Annotated in this window: 15 protein-coding genes; 6 read left to right on the plus strand and 9 right to left on the minus strand. The window is 63.0% G+C overall.

All coding sequences use genetic code 11. From position 1 onward, the window contains the following. Window positions 1–34 precede the first annotated feature (34 nt). The 3 genes from VZ95_RS00730 to VZ95_RS00740 are packed head-to-tail and all read right to left on the minus strand — an operon-like array spanning window position 35 to window position 1119. The gene (locus tag VZ95_RS00730) at window positions 35–454 is read right to left on the minus strand and encodes a DUF6691 family protein (RefSeq protein ID WP_045774183.1); all 420 of its coding nucleotides are present in this window, start codon (window positions 452–454) and stop codon (window positions 35–37) included. Window positions 455–456: 2 nt separating this feature from the next. Beyond that, window positions 457–885, minus strand: a complete 429-nt coding sequence (locus tag VZ95_RS00735) for a YeeE/YedE family protein (protein WP_045774184.1) — start codon at window positions 883–885, stop codon at window positions 457–459. Window positions 886–894: 9 nt separating this feature from the next. Then, window positions 895–1119, minus strand: a complete 225-nt coding sequence (locus VZ95_RS00740; RefSeq protein WP_045774185.1) for a YgaP family membrane protein — start codon at window positions 1117–1119, stop codon at window positions 895–897. Between the two features lie 76 nt (window positions 1120–1195). On the opposite strand from VZ95_RS00740, the gene VZ95_RS00745 reads away from it, so the two are divergent. Beyond that, window positions 1196–1558, plus strand: a complete 363-nt coding sequence (locus VZ95_RS00745; RefSeq protein ID WP_332307961.1) for an ArsR/SmtB family transcription factor — start codon at window positions 1196–1198, stop codon at window positions 1556–1558. Between the two features lie 85 nt (window positions 1559–1643). Beyond that, window positions 1644–2438, plus strand: a complete 795-nt coding sequence (locus tag VZ95_RS00750) for an inositol monophosphatase family protein (protein ID WP_045774186.1) — start codon at window positions 1644–1646, stop codon at window positions 2436–2438. Here VZ95_RS00750 and VZ95_RS00755 read toward each other — a convergent pair. From VZ95_RS00755 to VZ95_RS26440, 6 genes are all read right to left on the minus strand, one after another. Next, the gene (locus tag VZ95_RS00755; RefSeq protein WP_052711355.1) at window positions 2435–3178 is read right to left on the minus strand and encodes an MBL fold metallo-hydrolase; all 744 of its coding nucleotides are present in this window, start codon (window positions 3176–3178) and stop codon (window positions 2435–2437) included. The genes VZ95_RS00750 and VZ95_RS00755 overlap by 4 nt on opposite strands. Further along, window positions 3178–3975, minus strand: a complete 798-nt coding sequence (locus tag VZ95_RS00760; protein ID WP_045774187.1) for an ABC transporter permease — start codon at window positions 3973–3975, stop codon at window positions 3178–3180. The genes VZ95_RS00755 and VZ95_RS00760 overlap by 1 nt, the downstream gene beginning before the upstream one ends. Then, window positions 3968–4807 (minus strand): ABC transporter permease, encoded by an 840-nt coding sequence (locus tag VZ95_RS00765; protein ID WP_232302419.1) that lies wholly within the window; start codon window positions 4805–4807, stop codon window positions 3968–3970. The genes VZ95_RS00760 and VZ95_RS00765 overlap by 8 nt, the downstream gene beginning before the upstream one ends. A 184-nt stretch (window positions 4808–4991) precedes the next feature. Then, window positions 4992–6137, minus strand: a complete 1146-nt coding sequence (locus tag VZ95_RS00770; RefSeq protein ID WP_045774189.1) for an extracellular solute-binding protein — start codon at window positions 6135–6137, stop codon at window positions 4992–4994. 24 nt (window positions 6138–6161) lie between these two features. Then, the gene (locus tag VZ95_RS00775; RefSeq protein WP_232302420.1) at window positions 6162–6905 is read right to left on the minus strand and encodes an ABC transporter ATP-binding protein; all 744 of its coding nucleotides are present in this window, start codon (window positions 6903–6905) and stop codon (window positions 6162–6164) included. Then, complete coding sequence (locus tag VZ95_RS26440; protein ID WP_232302421.1) at window positions 6898–7239, minus strand: ATP-binding cassette domain-containing protein; 342 nt, start codon at window positions 7237–7239, stop codon at window positions 6898–6900. Before VZ95_RS26440 ends, VZ95_RS00775 begins: the two co-directional genes overlap by 8 nt. 145 nt (window positions 7240–7384) lie before the next feature. Between VZ95_RS26440 and VZ95_RS00780 the strand changes: the two genes are divergently transcribed. From VZ95_RS00780 to VZ95_RS00790, 4 genes are read left to right on the plus strand one after another with little or no spacing between them, the layout of a single operon-like run. After that, on the plus strand, window positions 7385–8203 hold the full coding sequence (locus VZ95_RS00780) for a LacI family DNA-binding transcriptional regulator (RefSeq protein WP_052711356.1): 819 nt from the start codon (window positions 7385–7387) through the stop codon (window positions 8201–8203). Beyond that, window positions 8172–8393, plus strand: coding sequence for a substrate-binding domain-containing protein (locus VZ95_RS27795; protein WP_052711357.1), 222 nt, complete (start codon window positions 8172–8174; stop codon window positions 8391–8393). The genes VZ95_RS00780 and VZ95_RS27795 overlap by 32 nt, the downstream gene beginning before the upstream one ends. Before the next feature lie 44 nt (window positions 8394–8437). Beyond that, window positions 8438–9688 (plus strand): aconitase X, encoded by a 1251-nt coding sequence (locus tag VZ95_RS00785; protein WP_045774190.1) that lies wholly within the window; start codon window positions 8438–8440, stop codon window positions 9686–9688. Further along, window positions 9646–10095: an aconitase X swivel domain-containing protein gene (locus tag VZ95_RS00790; RefSeq protein WP_198148011.1), complete on the plus strand. Its 450-nt coding sequence runs from the start codon at window positions 9646–9648 to the stop codon at window positions 10093–10095. Before VZ95_RS00785 ends, VZ95_RS00790 begins: the two co-directional genes overlap by 43 nt. Window positions 10096–10213 lie beyond the last annotated feature (118 nt).

Raw genomic sequence — 10213 nt, forward strand, 5'->3', positions numbered from 1 at the left:
GTCATTCGGTTTTCTCCTGAAAAAAACGCGTGGTTTAGCGGGGGATAAGCCGGGCAGCGGCCATGCCTGCGAGCATGGCGGTCGCAAAAATTGCGGCTGAGAGGGAGCCGGTGCCGAGCGCAACCAGCGCTGGGCCGGGGCAAAAGCCCGCGAGCCCCCAGCCGATCCCGAAAATCGCTGGGCCGAGGATGATGCGGCGATCAAGCCGCGTTGCCGAGGGCCGGGAGAAGGCCTCCGCCAGAAGCGGCTTGCGCCAGCGCTGAACGGTTTGAAAGCCGATCAACCCGACCGCAACCGCGCTGGCTAAGACGAGGGCAAGGCTCGCGTCCCAGCCGCCGGTTGGCAGGGCTGCAAGGTCAAGGAAGTTCAGAACCTTCGCGGGATTGCTCATCCCGGAGATCATCAGCCCGAGACCGAAGATTAAGCCGATACCGAGGTTCAGCAAAAAGCGCATGGTTAACCTCCTATCAGATGGCGGGTCACGAAAACCGTGGCAATCGCCGTCGCCATAAAGACTACGACAGCAACGAAGGAGCGCTTCGAGAGGCGCGATAGGCCGCAGACCCCATGCCCGGAGGTGCAGCCATTGCCGTAAACCGCGCCGAAGCCAACCAAGGCACCCGCGAGCAGCAGACGCATCGGCCCGGCTTCGATTGTCATGACGGGTAACTCGCCCCCCAGCAGCAGCACCAGGAGCGGCGCGGCGATCAGGCCGAGGATGAAGGCGGCACGGCCTTGGGTTTCCCCATCGGTATAGGGCGGCAGCAGCCGAACGGCGATACCGCTAATCCCAGCGATGCGCCCGAAGAACGCGAACAGCAGCACCGACGCAAGGCCAATCAAGGCCCCGCCCGCCAGCGCGCTCACAGGCGCAAACTCCGTCATCGCCGGTCCCTAGCGCCGGGACAGCGGGCAGGTGCGGATGCCGAACAGAACATAAGCCGGGCAAAAGCGGAAAAAAGCCGTGCCGACCATAACAACGCCGGCTGCTGTTAAGGCATATTGCCAAACACCCCACCCCGCGACCAAGCCCTGAAGCCCCGGAACGAAGGGAAACAGAATGAGCAGTACGCCAACTCCAAACCGCATTATGCGGTCCAAACCACCAACGTTTGTCATGGATTCCTCCAATCGATTAAGGTACGATAATTAGTATATTCGCATTTTCTAAAATATCAAGTGAGAAAGGTTGCCTATGGATGTCCTAACACCCCCGGTGCCCGGTTTGGCCACGCTGGAAGCGAAAGCGGAGGAGGTTTCGCGCGTGCTGACAGCAATGGCGAACCCCAAGCGTTTGCTGGTGCTGTGCAATCTCCTAGAGGGCGAACAATCGGTCGGTGCGTTGGCCGAGGCGGTCGGGTTGGCCCAGGCGGCTCTCTCCCAGCATTTGAGCAAAATGCGGCGCTTGGGTTGGTCGAAACCCGCCGCGATGGGCAAACCATCTATTACCGGCTGGCCAGTACCGAAGTGCGCGTGCTGCTGGAAACCCTCTATCGGCTCTATTGTGCTCCGGATTGACGCTCGGTTTTCGGTCGGGTTGCACGGGAGCTGTGCATAAATCGGGGTATCGCCGGGTCAGGGGTTCTGCAAAAATGCGCGGCCCGTCAAAGGGTTAACCTTATTCGAATGCGAGATTCCCGATTATGCCGACCGCCGCCGACCTGAACCTTCGTTACGCTGCTGCCCTTGGGATCATTCGGGAAGCAGGCGATAAAGCCGCCGATTTCTTCCGGCGTCGGCACGAATTGGTGATCGAGCATAAGGGGCTTCAGGATGTGGTGAGCATCGCCGACCGGGCGGCGGAAGATCATATCGTCACGGCGCTGCGGGCGCTGTTCCCGGACGATCGGATTTTGGGCGAGGAAGGTGGGTTTCAGGGCGGCGATGGCGCGGGGTGCTGGATCATCGATCCCATCGACGGCACCGCCAATTTCCTGCGCGGCATTCCCCATTGGTGCGTTTCGGTGGGGTTTATGGTTGGCGCCACGCTCGAAATCGGGCTGATTTACGATCCAAACGTTGGGGAAATGTTTACCGCGCGGCGCGGGCAAGGGGCGTTTCTGAACGGGGCCAAGATGGAAGTGACGGGCGAGACTGACCCGCTGAAGGCGCGCTTCGGCATCGGCTTCAACTTCAAATGCCCGTCTTCCTTCACGGTTGGAACCATCGACCGTTTGGTGACGGCGAAAAGTGAATTTATTCGCGGCGGTTCGGGCTCCTTGGGGCTCGCCTATGTCGCGGCAGGCCGGTCGGACGGTTTTTGGGAAAAGCACATCAACGCCTGGGACGTGGCCGCCGCGCTGCTGATGATTACCGAAGCCGGCGGCCGGGTGAATGATTTCCTGGCCGGGGACGGGCTGCATACGGGCGGCGAGGTGATCGCCGCCACGCCGGGCCTGTTCGAGCACCTCGCCGCCGCGTCCGGGTTTGCGGCTTAACGGATCAGGAGTTTGAGCCCCGCGACGGCGTAATGCAGCCGGGGCTCCCCCATCGTCTTCAGCCGCCCGAGGAAGGCGGCATCGCTGCGCGCGGCGGTATGGTAGAGCCAGAGAGTGCCGATTTGCTGCGCATCGAGCAGGGCCGCGACCGTATCGAAATCGCAATGCCCCTCGACCGGGGCGAAGCGGGAGGGGCTTTGGGCCTCGTGAAACGCCAGCGTCGCGCCGGTCATCAGCGCCCGGCTGGCGTCGGTCGGGCGGCCATCGCCGGAATAAAAGAAGCTCACCGCGCCGAACTCCAGCCGCAGGGCGTGATTGGTCGCCGCATGCTCGGTTTGGGCGACGCGCGCCTGCATCGGGCCGATGCGGGTGAGCGGTGTTTTCGGCAGGATGTCGATAGGAAAAGCCGGGTTTGGGTTCGGCCAGGCGGCGAAGGCCACCGCTGCGTTCACGCGGGCTAATTCAGCGTCCGGCCCATAGATCACCAACGTTTTCGTCCGTCCGCGCGCGCCCATATGGTCGATCAGCGCGGGCAGGCCGCCGCAATGATCGACGTGCAGATGGGTGAAATAGACGGCATCGATGAAATCCGCCGCGTCCGAGCGCTGCCACACCGCTTGAGGGACGCCCATGCCGCAGTCGATCAGCAGCCGGAAGCCTTCCACCGTCACCAACACGGCGGCATTGGCGCGGTCGGGGTCGAAGGCCTCGCCGCAGCCGAGAATATCGATCTCGATCATTATGTTCCGATTTTTGCGGCCACATCGGCTTTCAAGAAACGCTCGACGATGACCATGAATAGAAGGGAGGGAATGAGCAGAAAAATCGCCGTGATTGAGGCGATCTGGTAGCTGCCCTGCATGCTGGCGGTATAGAGCAGGATCGGCAGGGTCTGAATATCGGGCACGCCGACGAAGAAGGTGCCGGTGAACTCGTCGATGGAGCCGAGGAAGACGAAAATCGCGCTGGCAATCAGCCCGGGGAAGGCCAGCGGCAGGGTGATACTGCGGAACACCTGTCCCGGCGTCGCCCCCAGGTCGCGCGCGGCGGCCTCAAGGTCCCGGTCCACCGACGCAAAGGCCGCCGAGGTGATCCAGACGGCGAAGACCAGCCCGTGCAGCGTATGCACCAGCACGACGCCGGGAACGGTGCCGTTCAGGCCGATGGTGTAGAAAATCTGGCCGATGCTCTGGTGAACCGCGACCGAGGGAATCGCCTGCGGCAGCAAAAACGCCAGCATCACCAAAGCCCGGCAGGGGATGCTTCGCCGCGCCAAAGCATAGCCCGCCGGAACCGCCAGCAGCATCGACACGGCGACCGTGAGCAGGGCGATGACGAGGCTCATGGTCATCGCGTCCATCGCGCCAGCGCGCGGGCGGAAGACGCGCTCCCAGAATTTAAAGCCCCATTCGGTCGGCAGTTTCGCCGGAAAAAACCATTGTTCGGCAAAGGCCCAAATCAGAATATTCGACAGCGGCCCGAGAATGAGGAAGGCGACGCAGGCGAGCAGCATCGCGCGCGGGAGCCAGCTAACCATAAGTCTTCCCCTTTTCCTTCGCCGCGTGGCGCAGATAAATCCAGGCGACGGAGGAGGCCATCAGCAGTGAAACCACGCCGAGCGCATTGGCGACGCCGTAATCGCGGTAGGAATTCACCCGCCACGCCATATCGACGGTAATCATCGTCGGCGATTCGGTGCCGAGCATAATCGGCACCGATAGAACCGACAGCATCATGACGAAGGAGAGAACCAGGGTGACGGCAACCGTGGGGGCGACTTGCGGCAGGATAATTTCCAGCAGAATGCGCAGGCGCGACGCGCCTAAATCCCGCGCCGCTTCCACCGTGGAACGGTCGAGCGACGCCATCGCGCCGCCGATCACGAGCGTGGCAAAGGCCGATTGCTTCCAGACGAAAGCGAAGATGATGCCGCGCCAATCCAGCATGCCTTGGGCCGTTTCGGGCGTCAGGAACCCGAGGCTCATGAGCAAGCTATTGAGCAGGCCGAACTTCGCTAGAAACGTCCGCATCATTTGGGCGACGACGACAAAGGGCACGAACAGCGGCAGCCGAAACAACCAGCGCAGCACCGACGCCGTGCGCGGGCTGGTCGCCAGCACCAGATAGCCGCCAACCGCAATCGACACCACCCCCGTCAAGGCGGTCGCCACCGTCACGATCACGACCGTAAACAGCACGTCCCGCCCATAAAGCGAAAACGCCTTGGCGAAATTCGCCAGCGATACGCCCCCCTCGGGATCAAGAAACGCTTGCTGGATCGACAGGCCCAGCGGCACCAGAAACAGCCCCAGCACCACCAGCAGCGCCGGGGCGATCATCAGCGCCGATGTCCAACGGCTTTCAGTCAAAACTTTCTCCTTAGGGAGGGGAGGCAGGGGCGCTGCCCCTGGACCCCGCCCAAGGGGCTGCGGCCCCTTGGGAAACCCGATTTCTCGATCCGTCGCGTCATGAGAGGTCGGAGTAATTAAATGGGATTGCCAAGGGCCGAGGCCCTTGGCTGGGGTTGTTAGGGGCAAAGCCCCTAACCGATGCCTACTGCGTCACGCTCGCTTCGTAGCTTTCCTGAATTTCCTTCAGGTGGGCCGCGACCGGGAAGGTCTTACCTTTGGTTGCGAGATCGGCGGGCGTCACATCGGTGAAGAGCTTATTCCAGGTCTTCTGATCGAGCGCCTTTTGCACATGCTGGGCATCGATGCCGGGATACCAGTTGAAGCGCTTCACGATGCCTTCGGCCTGGATTTCCGGGCTGGCGGCGAAATCGATGAATTTTAGCGCGAGGTCCTTATGGGTGGCTTTGGCGGGCAGCGTGTAATACATCGGTTGACCCGGCATCCCCGGCCCGAGCAGGACGAGCTTGGTGTTGGGGTTCAGCTTGCCGTCGGCCATCCAGCTATAGAACATATCGACCCAGACGGGACCCATGGCGATTTCGCCGCGTCCGAGCATATCGAGCGTTCCGGCATTGCCCGGCGTGATGGTGGCGTTCTTATTGAAGTCTTTCAGGCTCGCCAGCGCGTCTTTCCAACCGGCCTTGGCATTGGCGTCGTAGCCGGTGGTGATGGCAAGGCCACTGGGGGCGAAAGCATACATCCAGCCGGTGACGAAGCCGACGCCGGACATGCCGCCTTTAATGCCATTATAGCCGAATTTCTTCGGGTTGGCCTTCGCCCACTCGGCGAGTTGCTGATAGGTGGTCGGCGGTTCTTTGACCATATCGGGGTTATAGGCGACCGCGACTTGGCTATTGAACATGGGGATAACATAGCCCTCCACATTCGCGCCCAGGGCGTTTTTCGCCGAATCGCGGGTGGCGAGCGCGCCGCTTGCGATCTGGCCGGTGTATTTTGCCAGCAGATCTTCCTTCAGCATCGGCCCGGAGATGAACTGATGGACGACGGCAACGTCCACATCCCAGCTCGCCTGGCTCTTTTGCGCCTTCAGCTTTTCGAAGACCGCCTGGGAGCCGGCATCGCCCGGACCCGTGCCGATGGCGCGCACCTTCACGCCGGGGTTCTTGGCTTCGAACTTCGGGCCGAGGAAGTCGATGACGTAATCGACCATATTTTGATCGCCCGCCGTGACCACATTCAGCGTTACTTGCGCGTGTGCGCCAGAGGCGAGGGCGAAAAGGCTGACGGCGGTGATGGCCGCAACCCGGAAACCACGAAACTCAACCATGAGAAACTCCTGACGGTGAGGGGACTAAACAGCCGGAAAGGCCAGAAGGGCCGATGCCGGAAGAATGATGCGAACCGCATCGCCTTCCGCCAGCAGCGCGGCGTGATCGACCAGCAGGCGCTGATCGGCCAGGGCGACGGCATAGCGATAGGTGCCGCCGGGGTAGGAGCGCTGATGCAGATAGCCGCCGAGGCTAAGGCTCCGCGCCGGTACGGGCTCTCCCGGTGCCGCGAGTTGAACGGCAGCGGCGCGGAAATGCAGGGCCAAGCGGCCTTCGTTCGGCAGATCGGCGGGCAAGGTCAAGGCATCAAGCGGCAGGCGCTGCGCCTCGGGTTCGTCGGGAAGCAGCAGGGCGATTTCCTCCGCTTCGCAGCGATAAGCCACGTCCAAGCGGTTATCGGCCCCCATAAAGTTGGCGATGAAAGCGCTTGCCGGGCGGGTGTAGATTTCTTCCGGCGTGCCGACCTGTTCGATGCGCCCGCCGTTCATCACCACAATCCGGTCGGCCATAATCATTGCCTCCTCCTGATCGTGGGTGACGAGGACGGCGGTAATGCCGAGGCGGGCTTGCAGTTCTTTGATTTCGTGGCGCACCTGATGGCGAATGCGCGCGTCGAGGTTTGACAGCGGCTCATCCATTAGCAGCACGGCGGGATTAACCACGATGGCGCGGGCGAGGGCGACGCGCTGGCGCTGACCGCCGGAAAGCTGCGTCACCGCGCGGTCGGCGAACCCCGTCAGCCCAACGCGGGCGAGAGCTTCACTCACGCGCGCCGCAAGCTCGGCCTCGGAGTCTTGCGGAGGCGGAGCCGTAGCCAACATTCTGCGCCACCGTCATATGCGGCCAGAGCGCATAGGATTGGAACACCAGCGCCGTATCGCGCCTTTCCGGGGGCAGGGCGGTGATATCGGCCCCCTTCAGCCGCACGGTGCCGCCCGCCGCCGGATGAAAGCCCGACAGCACCCGCAGCAGCGTCGTCTTCCCGCAGCCCGAGGCGCCGAGTAGCGCCACCATTTCGCCCTGCCCAACCGCCAACGACACGCGGTTGAGAACGGGCGTGCTGCCATAGGTGGCGGAGAGATGGTCGATTTCCAGGAACATCGGTTACTCTGAATGCGTATTCATTGATGCGGGAAGTCTTACGCGCGTCTCATGACCAAAGAATTGCTAGTTTATGACGAATATATGACACGCTTGGCCTAAAGTTCGACTCCGCCTATAGTGAATAAAAATAAGGATTTATCGAATGAATAGGCGGGCAACGGCCGAAGATGTGGCGCGACACGCGGGGGTGTCGCAAGCCACCGTATCACGGGCTTTTACACCGGGTGGAAGCGTATCCATAGAGGCGCGGGAGAAAGTCCAGAAGGCGGCGCAGGAACTCGGCTATCGGCCCAATGCGCTTGCGCGCGGGCTCACTCAGCGCCGGACCGGCTTGATCGGCCTCGTCACCGGGGATCTATCGAGCCTCTACGATTGCCACATGCTCTCCCATCTCGGCGGGGCCTTAAGGGCTGAACAATGGCAAACCTTACTGATGCGGACCGCCCGCACTGACGAAACTGGCGGGGCTTTGCTGGAGGCGATGGCCTATCAGGTCGATGCGATTATTGTTGCGGCGGGCAGCGTGCCCCCCGCCATCATTCAGGAAACCCAAACCTACAGCACGCCGCTGGTGATGCTGGGCAAGGGCGAAACGCCGGGCGTCGATACGATCTGCTGCGACAACCCCGGCGCGGTGCGATTGATCGCGCGGCACCTGCTGGCGGCGGGGCACCGGCGCATCGCCTATATCGCCGGAAATCCAACGGCCTTCAGCGAGCAGGAGCGCAGCCATTATTTCACCGAAGCGCTGGCCGAGGCGGGCGTTCCGCTGACGGCTTCGGTGCCGGGCGAGTATACTTATGAGGGCGGGCAGGCGGCGGCGCTGGCGCTGCTAACCGCTCCCGAGCCGCCCGAAGCGATCTTCTGCGGCAATGATACGATGGCGCTGGGGGCGCTCGACGCCGCCCGCCATATCCTTGGCCTAAAAAGTGCCGCGCGATGTGGCGATCATCGGCTTTGACGATATCGAAATGGCGGGCTGGCCCGGCTATCGGCTGACGACAGTGCAGCAGCCGATGACCGAAACCGTTCGCGCCACGGTCGACCTGCTGCGCCGCCGGTTGGCGGGCGAGGATATGCCGCCGCAAGCCCTCCGCATCCCAACCCGCCTCATCATCCGCGCCTCCACCTTGCCGGTGGACGTGGGCTAAACCGGCGTGGCAAGGTTGGTGTGGCTCCGATGAAGGGATAAAGCGTGTCGCTCAAGCTCACCGCGTCCGACGAAGCCCTGCGCAAGGGCGAGGCTGGGGCGGCGGCGGCTTCGGCGATGGCGATTCTCAGCGCTTTTTTCCAAGCTTTGGGGGCCGAGGCGCTTCTGGATATCTCCCGTGCCCATATCGACGGCTGCCTTTATCATGGGCAGGTGAGCCTTGATTTCGTCGATCGGCTGGTGGCGGGCGGGGGGCGCGTGCGCGTGCCGACGACGCTGAACGTCGGCTCGCTCGATCTCATTCATCCCGAATTGGTACGACTATCGCCGGAGGACCAAAGCCCGGCGCGGCGGCTGATGCAGGCCCATGAGGCGCTGGGCTGCGTGCCCAGCTTCACCTGTGCGCCCTATCAAACCCTCTACCGGCCTCGGTTTGGCGAGCAGATTGCCTGGGGCGAATCGAACGCGATTGTCTTTGCAAACTCGGTGATCGGGGCGCGCACCAACCGCTATGGCGATTTCATTGATCTCTGCTGCGCGCTGACGGGCCGCGCCCCGGCCTGGGGGTTGCATCTCGACGAAAACCGGCGCGGGGAAATTCTGTTCCGGCTGACCGGCTTTCCCGCCGCCTTAGAGCCGACCGATGCGCTGTTCGTCGCCGTCGGGCTGTTGATTGGCGCTGCCAGCGGCGAGCGCGTGCCGGTGATCGAGGGGTTGCCGGGGCCGCGCGACGAGGATCAGTTGAAGGCGCTGGGCGCGGCGGCGGCTTCGGCAGGGGCGGTCGGGCTGTTTCATGCGGTCGGGATTACGCCGGAAGCGCCGACGCTCTCGGATGCCTTCGGCGGGCGGAAACCTGAAACGACCATCGAGATTACGCCCGCGATGGTCGCCACCGCCTTGGCGCATCTCTCCACCGTGCCCGATGGCGCTGCGGTTACCGCAATCTGCCTCGGCACGCCGCATTTCTCCCTGGCCGAATGGGGGCGGCTGATCCCGCTGCTGCGCGCGGCGGCCCCTGGCAAGGGGGTTCCGATCTATGTGAATACGGGCCGGGCGACACTGGCAGCGCTGGAAGCTTCGGGCGCGCTGGCGGGTTTGGAAAATTTCGGCCTGATTCCGGTCGCCGATACCTGCACCTATATCACCGCGATTCTGCAAAAGCTTGAGGGGGTGGTGATGACCAATTCGGGCAAATGGGCGCATTATGCGCCGGGCAATCTGGGTGTGCAGGTCGCCTTCGGGGAACTCGACGAGTGTATCGCTTCAGCGGTTGCCGGGCGGGTAGTGCGGTTATGATCCGCGCCGGGCGGGCCTATGCAGCGGGGGAGGCGGAAGGATTGGCGGTCGTCCTCACCGATCCGCTGAGTTTCTGGGGCGGCGTTGCGGTGGCGACGGGGGCGATTATCGACCGTTCGCACCCGCAGGTCGGCCAAAGCCTCGCGGGCAAGATTCTGGTGATGCCGTGCGGGCGCGGCTCGTCCTCGGCATCGTCGGTTTTGGCGGAATGCTTGCGCCTGGGCACCGGACCGCTGGGGATTCTGCTGGCGCGGCCCGATCCGATTCTGACCGTGGCGGCGCTGGTGGCAGAAGCGCTTTATGATATCCGCTGCCCGATTGTGGTGGCCGAGATCGATGGGATTGCGACCGGCGATAGGCTCCGACTGACCGCAACGGGGAGCGCGGCGCAGGTCGTGCGGCTCTAACGGTGAAATTCTTACCGATACAATTGCTGTTGCCCTGCTGCCTGTGGAATGATTGCGGCTATGGATACCCGCCTTCCCCCGCAGCCTTCGGCTGACCCGACCCCCATCGCCGCCGCGC

The organism is Elstera litoralis (assembly GCF_000963705.1).
Lineage (GTDB): Bacteria > Pseudomonadota > Alphaproteobacteria > Elsterales > Elsteraceae > Elstera > Elstera litoralis.